General features: G+C 65.4%; 18 protein-coding genes. All 18 read left to right on the top strand.

Features of this window, described 5'->3' with window-relative positions; genetic code table 11:
* The first annotated feature begins 3 nt into the window (after window positions 1-3).
* Window positions 4-501, top strand: coding sequence for an HPr kinase/phosphorylase (locus tag C7450_RS13540; RefSeq protein WP_110374969.1), 498 nt, complete (start codon window positions 4-6; stop codon window positions 499-501).
* Window positions 502-578: 77 nt separating this feature from the next.
* Window positions 579-980, top strand: a complete 402-nt coding sequence (locus tag C7450_RS13535) for a PTS sugar transporter subunit IIA (RefSeq protein ID WP_110374968.1) — start codon at window positions 579-581, stop codon at window positions 978-980.
* Between the two features lie 31 nt (window positions 981-1,011).
* Window positions 1,012-1,335 (top strand): HPr family phosphocarrier protein, encoded by a 324-nt coding sequence (locus tag C7450_RS13530; protein ID WP_110374967.1) that lies wholly within the window; start codon window positions 1,012-1,014, stop codon window positions 1,333-1,335.
* Between the two features lie 225 nt (window positions 1,336-1,560).
* Complete coding sequence (locus C7450_RS13525; RefSeq protein WP_110374966.1) at window positions 1,561-2,055, top strand: universal stress protein; 495 nt, start codon at window positions 1,561-1,563, stop codon at window positions 2,053-2,055.
* Between the two features lie 33 nt (window positions 2,056-2,088).
* Window positions 2,089-2,676, top strand: coding sequence for a GNAT family N-acetyltransferase (locus C7450_RS13520; protein ID WP_110374965.1), 588 nt, complete (start codon window positions 2,089-2,091; stop codon window positions 2,674-2,676).
* A gap of 211 nt (window positions 2,677-2,887) precedes the next feature.
* Window positions 2,888-3,448 carry a NifU family protein gene (locus C7450_RS13515; RefSeq protein ID WP_110374964.1) on the top strand — a complete coding sequence of 187 codons (561 nt, stop codon included), beginning with the start codon at window positions 2,888-2,890 and terminating at the stop codon, window positions 3,446-3,448.
* Window positions 3,449-3,535: 87 nt separating this feature from the next.
* Complete coding sequence (gene tsaB, locus C7450_RS13510) at window positions 3,536-4,231, top strand: tRNA (adenosine(37)-N6)-threonylcarbamoyltransferase complex dimerization subunit type 1 TsaB (RefSeq protein ID WP_110375144.1); 696 nt, start codon at window positions 3,536-3,538, stop codon at window positions 4,229-4,231.
* Window positions 4,228-4,716, top strand: a complete 489-nt coding sequence (locus C7450_RS13505; protein WP_110374963.1) for a GNAT family N-acetyltransferase — start codon at window positions 4,228-4,230, stop codon at window positions 4,714-4,716. The genes tsaB and C7450_RS13505 overlap by 4 nt, the downstream gene beginning before the upstream one ends.
* A gap of 15 nt (window positions 4,717-4,731) precedes the next feature.
* Complete coding sequence (locus C7450_RS13500) at window positions 4,732-5,532, top strand: lysophospholipid acyltransferase family protein (RefSeq protein ID WP_110374962.1); 801 nt, start codon at window positions 4,732-4,734, stop codon at window positions 5,530-5,532.
* Window positions 5,533-5,841: 309 nt separating this feature from the next.
* Entirely contained in the window at window positions 5,842-7,221 is a 1,380-nt protein-coding gene (gene miaB / locus C7450_RS13495) for a tRNA (N6-isopentenyl adenosine(37)-C2)-methylthiotransferase MiaB (protein ID WP_110375143.1), read from the top strand.
* A 62-nt stretch (window positions 7,222-7,283) separates the two neighbouring features.
* Window positions 7,284-8,369 (top strand): PhoH family protein, encoded by a 1,086-nt coding sequence (locus C7450_RS13490; protein WP_425351207.1) that lies wholly within the window; start codon window positions 7,284-7,286, stop codon window positions 8,367-8,369.
* A gap of 68 nt (window positions 8,370-8,437) precedes the next feature.
* A complete protein-coding gene (gene ybeY, locus C7450_RS13485; RefSeq protein ID WP_110375142.1) occupies window positions 8,438-8,923 on the top strand; it encodes an rRNA maturation RNase YbeY in 486 nt (161 codons plus the stop codon).
* A gap of 19 nt (window positions 8,924-8,942) precedes the next feature.
* Window positions 8,943-9,983: a hemolysin family protein gene (locus tag C7450_RS13480; RefSeq protein WP_110375141.1), complete on the top strand. Its 1,041-nt coding sequence runs from the start codon at window positions 8,943-8,945 to the stop codon at window positions 9,981-9,983.
* On the top strand, window positions 9,980-11,611 hold the full coding sequence (lnt, locus tag C7450_RS13475) for an apolipoprotein N-acyltransferase (protein WP_110374960.1): 1,632 nt from the start codon (window positions 9,980-9,982) through the stop codon (window positions 11,609-11,611). Before C7450_RS13480 ends, lnt begins: the two co-directional genes overlap by 4 nt.
* Window positions 11,612-11,840: 229 nt before the next feature.
* Entirely contained in the window at window positions 11,841-12,200 is a 360-nt protein-coding gene (locus C7450_RS13470; protein ID WP_110375140.1) for a helix-turn-helix domain-containing protein, read from the top strand.
* A gap of 124 nt (window positions 12,201-12,324) precedes the next feature.
* On the top strand, window positions 12,325-13,497 hold the full coding sequence (gene metK, locus C7450_RS13465) for a methionine adenosyltransferase (protein ID WP_110374959.1): 1,173 nt from the start codon (window positions 12,325-12,327) through the stop codon (window positions 13,495-13,497).
* A gap of 90 nt (window positions 13,498-13,587) precedes the next feature.
* Entirely contained in the window at window positions 13,588-14,274 is a 687-nt protein-coding gene (gene trmB, locus C7450_RS13460; protein ID WP_110374958.1) for a tRNA (guanine(46)-N(7))-methyltransferase TrmB, read from the top strand.
* A gap of 417 nt (window positions 14,275-14,691) precedes the next feature.
* Complete coding sequence (gene rpsA, locus C7450_RS13455; protein ID WP_110374957.1) at window positions 14,692-16,395, top strand: 30S ribosomal protein S1; 1,704 nt, start codon at window positions 14,692-14,694, stop codon at window positions 16,393-16,395.
* Window positions 16,396-16,515 lie beyond the last annotated feature (120 nt).

Raw genomic sequence — 16,515 nt, 5'->3', positions numbered from 1 at the left:
ACCATGGGCGCCCTCGCCGACCGGCCGAGGCAGGCCACCATTCATGCATCCTGCGTGGTTATAGGTGAGAAGGGAATTCTCATCCGTGGATCGTCGGGGTCCGGAAAATCGACACTCGCACGCCGACTCATCACAGAATCCCTGCGGGACGGACGATTTGCCGCACTCGTCGCGGACGACCGGGTGCGGGTGATGCCATGCAACGGTCGCATCCTTGCCGAAGCCCCGGCCGCCATCGCCGGTATGATCGAGGTCCGCGGCCTCGGAATTGTGAATGTTAATTTCGAACCGGCCTGCATCGTCCGACTGGTTGTGGATTGCGAGGAAGCGTATCCTGAGCGGATGCCTGATGCGGCGGCTCAAAGGGCTGCTATCAGCGGGATTGAATTGCCGAGGCTACGCTTATGTGGCAGCGCAGCAATAGGTGCCGACATATTGGCGTTTTTGATGACTGGGAACGCCTTCTCAGGCCTTGCTGATGACAAAATGATGAAGAGTTAGACGTATTGCACTTGCACTTGGCGCCGCAATGCACAAAATGAGCGCTCCCCAATTGGGGGGTGCCGCAAGGTTGCTGAATGATCGGTTTAGTGCTCGTGACGCACGGCTGCCTCGCCACGGAATTCCGTGCGGCGTTGGAGCATGTCGTCGGCCCGCAGAAGCAAGTCGAGACCGTCACGATCGGTCCGGACGACGACATGGAGGGACGTCGGCGTGATATTGTCGCCGCGGTCGATCACGTCGAAACCGGCGACGGCGTCGTCGTCTTGACCGATATGTTCGGTGGCACGCCTTCCAACCTCGCAATCTCGGTGATGGGGGGGCGCCAGATCGAAGTCGTCGCCGGGATCAACCTGCCCATGCTCATCAAGCTCGTCAGCGTGCGCGATGAGTTGCCCCTCCAGGAGGCCGTCCTCCAGGCGCAGGATGCGGGCAGGAAATATATCAACGTCGCAAGCCGCGTTCTGGCGGGCAAGTAAGCGCCGTAAGGATGAGCGCGAAGAGCACCCAATGAGCCCGACAGACGACGTGGAGGACTGCGAGCCCTTCGTGCCACCGCCCGGTGCTCTGGTGCGCGAGCTGGCGATCATCAACCGCAAGGGGCTGCATGCCCGCGCCTCCGCCAAATTCGTGCAGACGGTCGATGCATTCGAATCTGACGTCACCGTGACACGCTGCGGCGAAACCGTGGGCGGGCGGTCCATCATGGGTCTGCTCATCCTCGCTGCCGCGCAGGGGACGACCATTTTCGTGACCGCCAAGGGCGATGACGCCGAAGCCTGCCTCGAGGCCATCACCAACCTCGTAACCTCCCGTTTCGGCGAGGACGAATAAGCCCCCGCCCCCCGGACAAGACCGATCCGACTGGCCGCAGACCCAGCGGCATCGTTGGAACAACGGAAATTTCGTCGCATGTCTGCGAATCACGGGGATGACCGGGATTCCTCGTCTGCGGGTCCCGGAATTTGTTTCCTGGCGGCGACGCCTATCAAGCCCTCTTGCTCGCCGCTGGCCGGCCTGCCAGCATCAATGCTCCCGAAGCGTTCCCCGGAGAGATCCATGGGCAAACCGCGACGCGCCTATGAAGCCGGCCATCATGCCAAGTTTCTCGCCATCGTCGACGACACGCCTGAATGCGAGCGGGCGATCCATTTTGCCGCCAGACGGGCCGTGCGCACCGGCGTGTCGCTTGTGCTTCTCTGCATCAAGCCGGAAGCCGACATGCAGGACTGGCTCGGCGTAGGCGACGTGATGCGGGCTGAAGCCGAGGACGACGCCGCGGCCGCCCTTGATCGGGCTGCGGCCTATGTGCGCGGCATGGTCGGCCTGGAGCCGGAATGCGCCACGCGCATCGGCGTGCTGGCGGACGAACTCGTAAAATTCATTGACGACGACGAGGACATTGCCCTGCTTGTTCTCGCGGCCGGTACGGGGAGCGATGGGCCTGGACCGCTCGTTTCAGCGCTCGCCTCACGCGCTGCGGCGAGTTTTCCCGTTCCGGTCGCCATCGTCCCCGGGCATCTCAGCACGGAAGAGATCGATGCGCTTGCCTGAAACGGCCCTGTCCCTGCGGCGAGACCCACCGCGATGAGCCCCATCCAAGCGACCCCAGCCATCCGCCCGCTGGTGCGTGCCGACGCCGCAGCCTTCCGGGCCATCAGGGTCAAGGCTTTGACCCGCAATCCCGGCGCCTTCGGGGCCGCGGCTTCCGACTGGGCGGAGCTCTCCGACGAAGCAGTCGCGGCGCGTATCCCTACGCAGCCGCCCAGCGTCATCCTGGGCGCCTTCGCGCAGGAGCCGATCTCCGAGGCTTCCCCCGAGAGTCTCGTCGCCATGGCCGGGCTGATGGTCGGCGGATCCATCAAGCAGCTGCACAAGGGGCTGGTCTGGGGCGTTTATGTCCGCGAAGCCTGGCGCCGGCAGGGGCTCGCCGCCGCCATGATCGATGCGCTGATCGCCCACGCGCGGCGCTGCGAGAGCCTCGAGATCCTTCTGCTGTCCGTGGCGGCGGACAATCCGGCCGCCCGCGCGCTTTACGTCTCGCGTGGCTTCACGCCCTACGGACTCGAGCGCCACGCCCTCAAGCTCGGTCCCGGCGACTACCGCGACGAGGAACTCATGGCGCTCGATCTCGCGCCTCACGGACCAGACGCGCCGCGACAAGCTGCACGTTGATTGACCCGGGCCCGATCGCCACATTCACACTTGCCGACAAACACACTTGCCGACATTCACACTTGCCGACATTCACACTTGCCGACCAAGACAAATTCATCGCATTCGGGTGATGAAGAATATGTCATAATGCGCTGGGTGATGTATCGACATGACTGTCGGCCTAACCCGCCACCGCCGGCCTTGAACCGGCTGCGTGAGGAGAGACCCTATGTTTATCCAGACCGAGGCGACGCCCAATCCGGCAACCCTCAAGTTCCTTCCCGGCCGTGAGGTCAAGTCAGGCGAGCCCCTGGACCTGCCTGATCGCGTCGGCGCGGAGCGCTCGCCGCTGGCGGAGCGGCTGTTTGCCATCGACGGCGTATCCGGTGTGTTCTTCGGGTCCGATTTCGTGACGGTGACCAAGAGTGGCGGCGAGTGGCAGCACCTGAAGCCGGCCATACTCGGCGCGATCATGGAACATTTCATGTCAGGCGAGCCATTGCTGCGGTCTGACGCGGCCGATGACCTCCCTGCCGAAGAGGAGTTCTTTGCGGAGGAAGACGCCGAGACCGTCGAAACGATCAAGGAGCTCCTGGAAACGCGCGTGCGCCCGGCAGTCGCGGGCGATGGCGGCGACATCACCTTCCGCGGCTTCCGCGAAGGCGTGGTCTATCTCGCCATGAAGGGATCCTGCTCGGGATGCCCATCGTCGACCGCGACCCTGCGCCATGGCATCCAGAACCTGCTGCGGCACTTCCTGCCGGATGTGCGCGAGGTCCAGGCCGTCTGACGGGGACCCGCCCAAGACGACACACAATTGATGCAAGCGGGCGTCGCCATCAAGGGCGCTCGCGTTCAGGGCGGAAGGGCTCTCAGGTTGCGTATTCTCGCCATCGATACTGCGCTCGGCTTATGCGCCGCCTGCGTCCAGCAGGACGATGCGGAGACGCCCCTCTCGGCCGAATCGCTTGTCATGGAGCGCGGCCATGCGGAAGCCCTGCTGCCGCTCATCGAGCGTGTGATGGCGCGCGTCGATGGGGGCTTCAAGAGTCTCGACCGCGTCGCCGTGACCATCGGGCCGGGCAGCTTCACGGGGATCCGCGTCGGTATCGCAGCGGCCCGCGCGATCGGCCTTGCCGCCAAAATCCCGGTTGTCGGCGTTACCTCGCTGACGGCTTTCGCCGCCCCGCTCGTGGCGCGCGGACAGCAGCGGCTTGTCGGCGCTGCCATCGATGCCCGACACGGGCATGTCTTCTTCCAGGCAGTCGCCCCCGGCGGGCGCAGTGTCGTCAACGCCCGCCATATCTCGATCCGCGACGCGGCACGCGCCCTCGGCGCAGGTCCGGCCGTGCTCGCCGGCTCCGGGGCAGGCCTCGTCGCCGCTGAGGCGCGGGCGCTGGGCGTCGACGTATCGACCGAAGGTGTGAACATGGCCCCGCAGATTGCCTGGGTCGCGCGGCTCGGTCTCACGGCCGATCCGGCAACCGCGCTGCCCAAGCCGTTCTACCTGCGCCCCGCCGACGCCAAACCCCAGACGGCGGCCCAGATCCCGAGGCAGCCCGTTCCGCAATGATTTTCGACCGTCTGCGGAAGGCCCCTCCCGACCCCCATGTGACGGCCCTGCGGCCGGACCACGCGCGCGCCATGGCCGCATTGCATGCGGAGGCCTTTGCGCGACCTTGGAGCGCCGCGGATCTCGAAGCCATGGTCGTCGACCCGCAGATCGTCGGCGACGGCCTCTTTCTGGGGCGAGACCGGCAGCCGAGCGGCTTCGCGCTGTCGCGCACGGTGCTGGACGAAGCCGAGATCCTGACAGTCGTCATTGCACGGCGCCATCAGGGCAAGGGCTTCGGCAAGATCCTGCTGGCCAGCCACCTCGGCCGCGTCATGGCGCGCGGCATCACCGACATCTTTCTCGAGGTGGAAGAGGGCAACAAGCCTGCTATCGCGCTCTATCAAGCCTTTGATTTTATCCACACGGGACGGCGCGAAAGCTACTATGTGAAACCTGACGGACGGCGTGTCGCGGCGCATATGATGCGGCGCTCCTCGTCCTGACGGAGACCCTCACCGATGAAGGCCCCCCACCCCAAGCAGGTCCTGCGTCTTGCGATGATCGCCCCGATCACGCTTGTCGGCATTCCTCTGCAATGGGCGGCCGTGAGGACAAGCCCGCGCGTCGCCAAGCTCATCCCGCATCTCTACCACCGCATGCTGTGCCGCATCCTCGGGGTGCGTCTGGTGGTGCGCGGCGAACCGGCGAAGAACGGCGCGGCTCTCATCGTCGCCAACCACGTGTCCTGGCTCGACATCCCCGTGATCTCGGCAGCCACCCCCGTATCCTTCATCGCCAAGGCGGAAGTCGGGACCTGGCCGATGGTCGGCCTGCTCGCCCGGCTGCAGCGGACCGTGTTCATCGATCGCACCCGCCGCGCGGCGACGGCGGCGACCAATACCGCGGTTGCCGCGCGGTTGGGCCGGGGCGACGCGGTCGTGCTCTTCCCCGAGGGAACAACCGGCGACGGCATCCGCATCCTGCCCTTCCGGTCCTCGCTGGTCGGCGCCGTGCGCGACGCACTCACGGACGGGCGCGACACGCCCGTCAACCTTCAGCCGCTCACCATCACCTATGCCAGGCGCGGCGGGCTTCCGCTGAGCGATGCGGAGCAGGCCGACATCGCCTGGTACGGCGACATGGAGCTCGCGCCCCACCTCAGCGCCATCCTGAAAGGCGCGCCGATCGACGTCATACTGACATGGGGCGAGCCCATTACTGCCGATGCGGCGACGGACCGCAAGGCAGCGACACGGCTCGCGGAAGCGCGGGTTCGCGCGGCCATGCGGGCGGCGCGGGCGGCGCGTGGCTTGACATGAGGCGGGCGCATTATCGCTATTGTCATGCCGAGCCTATTTCCTCGAGCCGCCTGGCGGCTTAAACAGAGGCTGGGGACAGAAGGAGACAGGTCGCGCGAGACCCCCGATGCAGCACGGCGGGCCGACTTGAACAGGGGGCCTGATCAAACGGCAGATCGACGCCCGCCACAGGGTTTGGCCGTACGGGTCCATTGAGGATTCGTCCCGCATCCCGAAGTGGCTTGATCCGCACCGTGGCAGACAAGCGCTTCCATACTTTATCCTGACCCATCCGCTAACTGCGTGTTACCATCCGGACGAATGAGCGACGTGAAGAAAGTTTTCATCAAGTCCTACGGCTGCCAGATGAACGTCTATGACGCCAAGCGCATGGCGGACGTGCTGCGGCCGGAGGGTTATGTCGAGGTGGAGACGGCAGACGATGCCGATCTCGTGGTCCTCAACACCTGCCACATCCGTGAAAAGGCGGCGGAGAAGGTTTATTCCGAGCTCGGGCGTCTGCGTGAACTCAAGGGCGAGCGCGCCTCGCGGGGGCAGGACACGTCAATCGTCGTCGCCGGCTGTGTCGCCCAGGCGGAGGGTGCCGAGATCACCCGCCGCGCACCTGTCGTCGATCTCGTGGTCGGGCCACAGAGCTACCACCACCTGCCGGGCCTCATCGCCCGCAGCCGCAGCGGCGAAAAGGTGGTGGAGACCGAGTTTCCGGCCGATGACAAGTTCGACCACCTGCCCGCCGCGCCGCGCGCCGTCACCCGCGCGCGCGGGGTCTCGGCGTTTCTGACCGTGCAGGAAGGCTGCGACAAGTTCTGCACCTTCTGCGTGGTGCCCTATACCCGCGGCGCCGAGATGTCGCGCCCGGTCGTCAAGATCCTGGCCGAGGCCGAGCAACTCGCGGATGCAGGCGTGCGTGAACTCACGCTCATCGGCCAGAACGTCAACGCCTATCACGGCGAGGGGCCGGACGGGCGCACATGGACGCTCGGCCTGCTGCTGGAACGGCTCGCGCAGATATCCGGCGTGGCGCGCCTGCGCTATACGACCAGCCACCCGCGCGACATGGACGCATCCCTGATCGCGGCGCATCGCGACCTGCCGGCGCTGATGCCCTACCTGCACCTGCCCGTTCAGTCCGGCTCCGACCGCATTCTCGCGGCTATGAACCGCCAGCACGACAGCGACGAATACCGCCGGATCATCGACCGCGTCCGCGCCGCGCGGCCGGACATCGCGCTGTCGTCGGATTTCATCGTCGGCTTCCCCGGCGAGACCGATGCCGATTTCGAAGACACCATGCGGCTCGTCCGCGATATCGGCTTCGCCAGCGCCTATTCCTTCAAATACAGCCCACGGCCGGGCACCCCGGCGGCCGATCGGGACGACCAATTGCCAGAGGCTGTGAAATCCGAGCGTCTGGCCGTCCTCCAGGCCGAACTCGATGACAGCCGCCGCGCCTTCAACCGGGCAACCGTCGGGCTCGTCACCGACATCCTGGTCGAACGCCAGGGACGCCATCCCGGCCAGATGGCGGGCAAATCGCCCTATCTGCAGGCCGTGCAGTTCGAGGCCGACGGTGTCGCGATCGGCGATACCATCACCGTCGAAATTACCGAAACCGGCCCGAACAGCCTGTTCGGCCGGCCGGTCGGCGCCCTGTCCACCCCCACCAGGGAGAGGATGGGCGCATTGTGAGCCGTGACGTCAGGCAGATGCCGGGGAAGGCCTTCAAGGGAGGGGACGACGTGTCGCAACGCGTGCCGCGGGGACGTGCAGTCGGTGATCCACTGGTCCTTGGCAGCCCCGGTGGCAGCCCTGACGCCGGCAGCAGCGATACCGACGAAATCCTCGTGACCCTGGACGACAACCGCACCGCAAGCCTCGTCTTCGGCCATTATGACCAGAATCTCGCCCATATCGAACGCCGGCTGGATGTCCGCGCCACCGCCAATGGCAACCATGTCATCATCAAAGGCCCGCCGGACCTGACCGAGCGCGTTCGCCATGTGATGGAAAGCCTGGCACAGCGTGTGAAGGCCGGCGCGCAGATCACGCTCGGCGATGTCGATGGTGCGATCGAGGAGAGCGCCCAGCAGGGTTTCCTGTTTCCGCAGGACGACATCAATGCCGAGCCCCGGCCGAGCGGCTTCGAGCAGATCGTCACCCGCAAGCGCGGCTCCGTGAAGGCGCGCAACGCGGCGCAGGACATCTACCTCAGGGCGCTGCGCCGGCATGAACTCGTGTTCGCGGAAGGCCCCGCCGGCACCGGCAAGACCTGGCTTGCGGTGGGCCATGCCGTGTCACTGCTCGAGCAAGGCCTGGTCGAACGGATCGTCCTGTCACGGCCGGCGGTGGAGGCTGGCGAGCGCCTCGGCTTCCTGCCGGGCGACATGCGTGAGAAGGTCGATCCCTATCTCAGACCCGTCTATGACGCGCTTTACGACTTCATGGAGGCGCGGCTGGTGGAGCGTGGGCTTTCCACCGGGCTCATCGAGATCGCCCCGCTTGCCTTCATGCGGGGACGCACGTTGACGAATGCCGCCGTCCTGCTGGACGAGGCGCAAAACTGCACTGCCATGCAGATGAAGATGTTCCTCACGCGCCTTGGCGAAGGCTCGCGGATGATCGTCACCGGCGACCCCAGCCAGATCGACCTGCCGCCTGGACAAAGCTCGGGTCTGGTGGAGGCCGTCCGTCTTTTGTCGAAGGTCGAGGGTGTGGGCCATATCCGCTTCCGTGAAGGCGATGTCGTTCGCCACGAGTTGGTCAAGCGCATCGTCAAGGCCTATGAGGACGAGACAGCCCGGCTCCGCGAGGCTGGACAAGAGGACCGCAGGCGTTGACCGCTCGCCCTGAACCGCACCATCCGTCCCTGGCGGACGAGGCGGATGACACCGCCGACGCGCTTATCGTGAACGGCCTTGTCGTGGACATCACCGTCGAGGCCGGGGACTGGTCGGCTTTGCCGCTCGCGTCCCTGATCCAGCGGGCTGTCGCCGCAGCGCTGGAAGAGGCGCCCGTGAAGCCCGCCGAGGGGGCCGAAGTCAGCATCATGCTGACCGACGACGCTCATATCCGCGCGCTCAACAGACAGTGGCGCGGCTTCGACAAGCCGACCAACGTCCTGTCCTTCCCAGCCGCCGAGCCGGAAGCTGTCGGAGAGAGTTCACATCTCGGCGATATCGTGCTGGCGGGGGAGACCATTGCCCGCGAGGCAGCCGGCGACGACAAGTCCGTGAGCGACCATCTGTGCCATCTCGTCATTCACGGTATACTGCACCTCCTCGGCGAGGACCATCTGGACGACGAGGAAGCCGAGGCCATGGAGGCCCGGGAAGTCGCCGCGCTTGCAAGGATCGGCATTGCCAATCCTTATACGGAACCACACGATGTTTGATGGAGCGATGAAAGAGGCCATGAGTGACGACCGAAGTACGGGACAGGACGATGGTCCGGCGCACCGGGAGCCTCCCAGTGAACGCTGGATCGACCGGCTACTCGCCGGGATCGGCCTGAGAAACGCCCCGTCCATTCGCGAGGGTCTCGCTGATGCCCTGGACGCCACCGGCCCCGGTGGCGATTTCAATGCCCAGGAGCGTTCACTTCTCAAGAACGTCCTCGACCTGCGCGAAATGCGCGTCGACGATGCGATGGTGCCGCGGTCCGAGATCGTCGCCATCCATGCGGACGCAAGCCTCGCCGAGGTGTTGAATCTGTTTCGCACCGCGGGACATTCCCGCATTCCGGTCTATGGCGAAACCCTCGATGACCCGCGCGGCATGGTCCATATCCGCGATTTCGTCGACTATCTCGCCAGCCGGACCGAGGCACAGGCGCCCGGCCGCGCCAAGATTGCCATGGCGCGCCTCGCCATCGACCTGTCGGCTCCACTCGCCTCCGCCAAGATCCTGCGCCCGGTGCTGTTCGTGCCGCCCTCCATGCCGGCGATGGACCTGCTCGTGAAGATGCAGGCGACACGGACGCATATGGCGCTGGTTATCGACGAGTATGGCGGCACCGACGGCCTGGTTTCCATGGAAGACCTCGTCGAGATGATCGTCGGCGATATTTCCGACGAGCATGACGAGGACGATGATCTCCAGATCGAGGCGATGGAAGGTGACACCTTCATCGTCGATGCCCGCGCCGGGCTCGAAGAAGTCTCCTCGGCCATCGGGATCGATCTCGAAGCCGCCGATACGGCGGAAGACGTCGACACCATCGGTGGGCTGATCGTGACGCTGGCGGGCCGTGTCCCGACCCAGGGCGAGACCATCGACGGGCCGGAAGAGCTCGCATTCGAGGTGCTGGATGCCGATCCGCGCCGTGTCAAGCGCGTGCGCATCTATCGGCGCGCGCTTGCAGGTGCGGTCGCGCCGCCCGCAGAGCCCGCATCCTCTGCCGAGGGATCCCTGGCAGAGACTGCGAAGCCGCCGCGCTCCGATACCGCCGCGTGATTCCAGCAGCCGTCTCGGCCGTCGCCTCGCGTGTCGCGACCACGCGTGGCTGGCCGCGTCGGGGCGCGGCCTGGATCGCCGGCGCTCTCGGGGCGCTCGCCATGCCGCCGGTCGGCCTCTGGCCCGTGCTCATTCTGTCGCTGATCACCGCGGTGTGGCTCCTCGACGGCCGCGCCGGCCGCGGGGAGACCTATTGGCGCAGCGTGAGATCGGCCGCCTGGGACGGCTGGTGGTTCGGTTTCGGCTATTTCGTCGCCGGCCTCTGGTGGCTCGGCGCGGCCTTCTTCGTTCAGGCCGATGAGTTTCTCTGGGCGCTCCCACTCGGCGTGCTCGGCCTGCCCGCCGGGCTCGCGATTTTCTTCGCCGGGGGCTTCGCGCTGGCGCGGGCCTTGTGGGCGCCCGGCGCCACACGCATCGTGACCCTCGCCGCGGCCCTGACGCTGGCGGAATGGCTACGCGGCCATATCCTGACAGGCTTTCCGTGGAATGTCCTGGGGATGGCACTCGCCCAAGGGCCAGAAATTGCCGCGACCCCCATCATGGGACAAATCGCCTCGATCATTGGTCTGTGGGGCCTGACCTTCGTTGCGGTGGCGTGTCTCGCGAGCCCGGCGACCCTGGCCGACCCCGGCCCCCTTGACCGCCGCATCGCGGCGCCGCTGGCCGCCCTGCTCACGCTCGCCGCCATTGGCGCCTTTGGTCTCGCGCGCATCCCACAGCAGGACGTCGCGACCGTGCCCGGCGTCGTCCTGCGCATCATGCAGCCGAATGTCCCGCAGGACGAGAAATTCCGGCGGGACCGCGCCCAGGCGATCCTCGACCACTATTTCGCCGTGACCCGGCGGCCCGTCGACGCGGCGCTCGGCGAACCGACCCACGTGATCTGGCCGGAATCCGCCTTTCCCTTCCTGCTCGAGAGGGAGCCGGCAGCGCTCGCGCAGATCGGCGCGGTTCTCGGCCCGGACCGCATCCTCGTCACCGGCGCGGCGCGCGCGGACGACCGCCTGCCCGGCGAGAACTACCGCATCTACAACAGCATCCAGGTCGTCGATGGACAGGGCACGCTGCGCGCGACCTACGACAAGGTGCACCTCGTTCCCTTTGGCGAATATCTTCCATTTGGCGGCCTGCTGGAGCGTTTCGGGCTCCGCCAGTTCGTCGAAGTGCCCGGCACCTTCGCGGCGGGGGACAGGAGTGCCCCGCTCGCTATCCCCGGCTTGCCCGAGACCGCGCCCCTGATCTGCTACGAGGCGATCTTCCCGGAGGACGTCATCCCCGTCGGGACCCGCCCCGCGCTGCTCCTCAACGTGACCAATGACGCCTGGTTCGGCCTGACCGCCGGCCCCTACCAGCATTTCGCACAGGCCCGTCTCAGGGCGATCGAGCAGGGCCTGCCGCTGGTGCGCGCCGCTAATACCGGTATCTCGGCGGTAGTCGACCCTTACGGCCGGATCACGGCGTCGCTCGGGCTAGGGCAGGAGGGCGTCATCGACGCCCGCCTCCCCGTCGCGCTCCCCTCGACACCATATGCGCAATTCGGCAATGTATTTGTCGCGTTTCCGCTTATATGGTGCGCGGCGATTTTAATATTCTCGCTCGCACGGCGTCCGGTCCGCAGGGACCGGTAGCCCGGCGATCAGGCTATTGGGCGACAAACCGCTCAACATCAAATATTTAACGGTATCAACACTGGATTAGCTGTTCCCTCTTTTTCAGGAGATGCTCTAGTGTTGGACATCGCGACGTAACGGGCTGCGGCTTCGAGCGGGTGATGTTGATGCCATTGGGGGCAATGGAGATTAGAGCGTGAAGAAAACTCCCAACCCCATCGACAAGCATGTCGGTAGCCGCGTGCGCATGCAGCGCATGCTGGTGGGTATGAGCCAGGAAAAGCTCGGCGAAGCGCTGAGTCTCACCTTTCAACAGGTGCAGAAATACGAGAAAGGTACCAATCGCATTGGTGCCAGCCGCCTCCAGCAGATATCCCAGGTGCTGGGCGTGCCGGTTGATTTCTTTTTCACGGACGCTCCCGTTCCCGGAAACGGAGCCGGCGGCTTCGCCGAGGCGTCCTCTACCGCCTATGTCGCGGACTTTTTATCGACCAGCGAGGGCGTGCAGCTCACCAAATCCTTCGTCCGCATTCGCGACCCGAAAGTTCGCCGGCGCATCGTGGACCTTGTCACGGCCCTTGCTGGTGAAGAGCAGGAAGCGGAATAAAGCGTATCATTGCGTTCTTTTTATCGAACGATTCCTGTCTTTCACCTTGACCCAGAGCACCCAGGCTGTCACAACTCCCGCATCTGCGAGCAGCGCAACGGCTCGCGTCGAGAGAGGGTTGACTGTGCCTCGCCAGAATTATCTTTTCACGAGCGAATCCGTTTCCGAAGGCCATCCGGACAAAGTCTGCGATCGTATTTCGGACACCATCGTCGATGCTTATCTCGCCGCGCTTCCCGAAGCGCGCGTGGCATGCGAGACGCTGGCGACGACCAATCGCGTCGTTATCGCCGGTGAGGTGCGTGGGCCGGAGAGCCTCACGAGGGACTATCTCGCTCATCTGGCGCGGCTCGCCATCCGCGATATCGGCTATGAGCAGGACGGCTTCCACTGGGAAAAGGCGGAGATCGATGTCCTTCTGCACGCCCAGTCAGCCGACATTGCCGTGGGCGTCGACTCGACCGGCAACAAGGACGAGGGGGCCGGCGACCAGGGCATCATGTTCGGCTACGCCTGCCGCGAGACGCCGGAGCTGATGCCGGCGCCGATCTATTACGCGCACCGCATTCTCAAGACCCTGTCCGAAGCCCGCCGCTCGGGCGAGACCCGCGCTCTCGGTCCGGACGCCAAGAGCCAGGTCACCGTTCGCTACGAGAACGGAAAGCCGGTCGGGGTGACCCAGATCGTGCTGTCGACACAGCATCTCGATGAGGCGCTGACCTCGCACGACGTTCGCAACATCGTCGAGCCCTATATCCGCTCGGCGCTGCCCGAGAACTGGATTACCGGCGAGACCGTCTGGCACGTCAATCCTACAGGCAAGTTCGTCATCGGCGGCCCGGACGGTGACTGCGGTCTCACCGGCCGCAAGATCATCGTCGACACCTACGGCGGCGCGGCTCCGCACGGTGGCGGCGCCTTCTCCGGCAAGGACCCGACGAAGGTCGACCGCTCCGCCGCCTATGCGGCGCGCTACCTCGCCAAGAACGTGGTAGCGGCCGAGCTCGCCGAGCGCTGCACCATCCAGGTCTCCTATGCCATCGGCGTCTCGCAGCCGCTTTCTCTTTATGTCGATCTGCACGGCACCGGCCAGGTCGACGAGGCCAAGCTCGAGACGGTCCTGCTTGATGTCATGGACCTCTCCCCGCGTGGCATCCGCCAGCACCTCGCGCTGAACCGTCCGATCTATGCGCGTACCGCGGCCTATGGCCATTTCGGCCGCGCAGCTGAGGCCGACGGCGGCTTCTCCTGGGAGCGCACCGATCTCGCCAGAGAGATCCGCAACGCGCTGGTCTGATTTACGAGACATTGCCGTAAGGCAGGATTGGCCGGGCTCGCCCGGCCTTTGCCATATATGAGCCGTCCGTACGACGGTGATGAGACCGGTATGATCGAGACCGAGGACAGACGCGGCGCATTCTGGGGCCGCCGGATAGGCCACAAACTGCGCGGGCGCCAGTCCGAGCTCATGGACGTGCTGCTGCCGCATCTGATGGTGCCGGACGGACGGGTGCCGCACCGCGATGAGATGTTCGGCCGCCCGATGGACGACCTGTGGCTCGAAATCGGCTTCGGCGGTGGCGAGCATCTCCTGGCGCGGGCCGAGGCGCACCGCGACATCGGCTTCATCGGCTGCGAGCCCTTCATCAATGGCATGGCGAAGCTGCTCGCCGGCGTCGAGGAGCGCGGGCTCGACAACATCCGGCTGTTCGACGAGGACGCAGCCCTCCTGCTGCCGCGTCTGCCGGAGGCGAGCGTTGGCCGCGTCTTTCTGCTCTATCCCGATCCGTGGCCGAAACGCCGGCATCGCAAGCGGCGCTTCGTATCCGATGCGACTTTGGCGGCGTTGGCGCGCGTGCTGAGGCCGGGTGCGGCCTTCTGCTTCGCGACGGACATCGACGACTATGCCGCCTGGACGCTGGCCCGGATTCTCCGTTCGGGCGATTTCACCTGGACGGCTGCGGGGCCCGACGATTGGCGCAAGCCCTGGGAGGGCTGGCCGGGCACCCGCTACGAGGCCAAGGCCCTGCGCGAGGGGCGCGTGCCGGGCTATTTTACCTTCCAGAGGCGCTAAGGGCCAATAGTGAGGGCTGCGAGGCTGTTTCTTTCGATTTTGTGAGGCTTTCCGACGCGGGAAACCCTTGCGGAGTCCCTTTCCTCTCCTATATAGCTGTGCCGTCCGGCAAGATGCTGCATCTTTTGGCAGCGCGTCAGGGTGCGTTGAGGCGCGCCCTTTTCGTGTTCAAAGATCTGCCCTCTTGTTGCGGGATCCGCCGCAGGCGGGACCGCACGGACGCATCAGACGTTCCCGACCATCGGTTCGATGTGCCGGCTCGTCCCGTGATCGCCCTGAGCCATTGGCCTGACGAGAGCTTTCGGCCTGACTTCAGGATGGTCCGCGACGAATTCGCATGGCCTGCCAAGCCTTGCGAGCCCGAGGTCGAGGAGCGGAACGCAACCTGTACGCCGGTACACTGGCAGTGGAGAACGAATGTCCGTTTCCGTCAATCGCGCCCCTTCCCGTGAAGATTTCGCGGCGCTCCTCGAAGAATCCTTTGGCGAACACGAGTCCCACGAGGGTAGTGTCGTCAAGGGTACGGTCGTCGCCATCGAGAAGGATGTCGCGGTCATCGACATCGGCCTGAAGACCGAGGGCCGCGTTGCCCTGAAGGAATTCAACGGCCCCGGCCGCGACCAGTCCCTGAAGGTGGGCGACGAGGTCGAGGTCTATTTGGAGCGCGTCGAGAATGCGCTCGGCGAAGCCGTCATCTCGCGTGACAAGGCGCGCCGTGAAGAGAGCTGGGTCAAGCTCGAGAAGGCCTTCGAGGCCAACGAGAAGGTCACGGGCGTCATCTTCAACCAGGTCAAGGGTGGCTACACCGTCGATCTCGACGGCGCCGTCGCCTTCCTGCCGCGCAGCCAGGTCGATATCCGCCCCGTGCGCGATGTCACCCCGCTGATCGGCCAGCCCCAGCCCTTCCAGATCCTCAAGATGGATCGCCGCCGCGGCAATATCGTCGTGTCGCGCCGGACCGTTCTCGAGGAAACCCGCGCCGAGGCCCGTTCCGAACTCGTGGCCAACCTCGAAGAGGGTCAGGTCATCGAGGGCGTCGTCAAGAACATCACCGAATACGGTGCGTTCGTCGACCTCGGCGGCATCGACGGCCTGCTCCATGTCACCGACATGGCATGGCGCCGCGTCAATCACCCGACCGACGTCGTCACCATCGGCCAGTCGGTCAAGGTCAAGATCATCAAGATCAACCACGAGACGCACCGCATCTCGCTGGGCATCAAGCAGCTCCTGGCCGATCCGTGGGAAGGCATCGCCGCCCGCTATCCGCTCGAGGCGCGCTTCAAGGGCCGCGTGACCAACATCACCGACTACGGCGCCTTCGTGGAGCTGGAGCCGGGGATCGAGGGCCTGATCCACGTCTCCGAGATGTCCTGGACGAAGAAGAACGTCCATCCCGGCAAGATCGTCTCGACCTCCCAGGAAGTCGAAGTGCAGATCCTCGAGGTCGATCCGGTCAAGCGCCGCATCTCGCTCGGCCTCAAGCAGACCCTGCAGAACCCGTGGGAAGCCTTCGCCGAGAAATTCCCGGCCGGCGCCACCGTCGAAGGCGAGGTCAAGAACAAGACCGAGTTCGGTCTGTTCATCGGTCTCGACGGGGACGTGGACGGCATGGTCCATCTCACCGACCTCGACTGGAACCGTCCGGGCGAGCAGGTCATCGAAGAGTTCAAGAAGGGCGACGTCGTGCGCGCCGTCGTTCTGGACGTCGATGTGGAGAAGGAGCGCATCTCGCTCGGTATCAAGCAGCTTGAGGGTGACCCCTTCGCCGATGCCGGCGAGCTCAAGAAGGGCGCCATCGTCACCTGCGAGGTTCTCGAGGTGAAGGACAGCGGTCTTGAGGTGAAGATCGTCGATACCGACCTGACCTCCTTCATCCGCCGCGCCGAGCTTGCCCGCGAGCGTGGCGACCAGCGTCCGGAGCGTTTCGCGCCCGGCGAGAAGGTCGACGCCCGCGTCGTCCAGTTCGACCGCAAGGCGCGCCGCATCCAGCTCTCGATCAAGGCGCTGGAAGTGGCCGAGGAGAAGGAAGCCATCGCGCAGTATGGTTCGTCCGACTCCGGCGCGTCGCTCGGCGACATCCTCGGGGCCGCCCTCAAGCGCGCCAACGAGAAGAAGTGATCCCGGGCCGCGGCGACGCGGCCTTTCAGAGACAACGACCCGCGCGGAGCGATCTGCGCGGGTTTTTCTATCCGCATCTCTTTGATTTCACGCAATTCCGGCCGGGGCGCCGGTATCCGC

The sequence above is a fragment of the Chelatococcus asaccharovorans genome (assembly GCF_003201475.1).
Classification (GTDB): Bacteria; Pseudomonadota; Alphaproteobacteria; order Rhizobiales; family Beijerinckiaceae; genus Chelatococcus; species Chelatococcus asaccharovorans.
This window is presented reverse-complemented; position numbering and strand designations above follow the sequence as displayed.

Bases quoted from the DNA above. Each gene is read 5' to 3' on its own strand.
- C7450_RS13540 (WP_110374969.1), top strand. From the start codon at position 4: ATGGGCGCCCTCGCCGACCGGCCGAGGCAGGCCACCATTCATGCATCC.
- C7450_RS13535 (WP_110374968.1), top strand. From the start codon at position 579: ATGATCGGTTTAGTGCTCGTGACGCACGGCTGCCTCGCCACGGAATTC.
- C7450_RS13530 (WP_110374967.1), top strand. From the start codon at position 1,012: ATGAGCCCGACAGACGACGTGGAGGACTGCGAGCCCTTCGTGCCACCG.
- C7450_RS13525 (WP_110374966.1), top strand. From the start codon at position 1,561: ATGGGCAAACCGCGACGCGCCTATGAAGCCGGCCATCATGCCAAGTTT.
- C7450_RS13520 (WP_110374965.1), top strand. From the start codon at position 2,089: ATGAGCCCCATCCAAGCGACCCCAGCCATCCGCCCGCTGGTGCGTGCC.
- C7450_RS13515 (WP_110374964.1), top strand. From the start codon at position 2,888: ATGTTTATCCAGACCGAGGCGACGCCCAATCCGGCAACCCTCAAGTTC.
- C7450_RS13505 (WP_110374963.1), top strand. From the start codon at position 4,228: ATGATTTTCGACCGTCTGCGGAAGGCCCCTCCCGACCCCCATGTGACG.
- C7450_RS13500 (WP_110374962.1), top strand. From the start codon at position 4,732: ATGAAGGCCCCCCACCCCAAGCAGGTCCTGCGTCTTGCGATGATCGCC.
- C7450_RS13480 (WP_110375141.1), top strand. From the start codon at position 8,943: ATGAGTGACGACCGAAGTACGGGACAGGACGATGGTCCGGCGCACCGG.
- C7450_RS13470 (WP_110375140.1), top strand. From the start codon at position 11,841: ATGCAGCGCATGCTGGTGGGTATGAGCCAGGAAAAGCTCGGCGAAGCG.
- trmB (WP_110374958.1), top strand. From the start codon at position 13,588: ATGATCGAGACCGAGGACAGACGCGGCGCATTCTGGGGCCGCCGGATA.
- rpsA (WP_110374957.1), top strand. From the start codon at position 14,692: ATGTCCGTTTCCGTCAATCGCGCCCCTTCCCGTGAAGATTTCGCGGCG.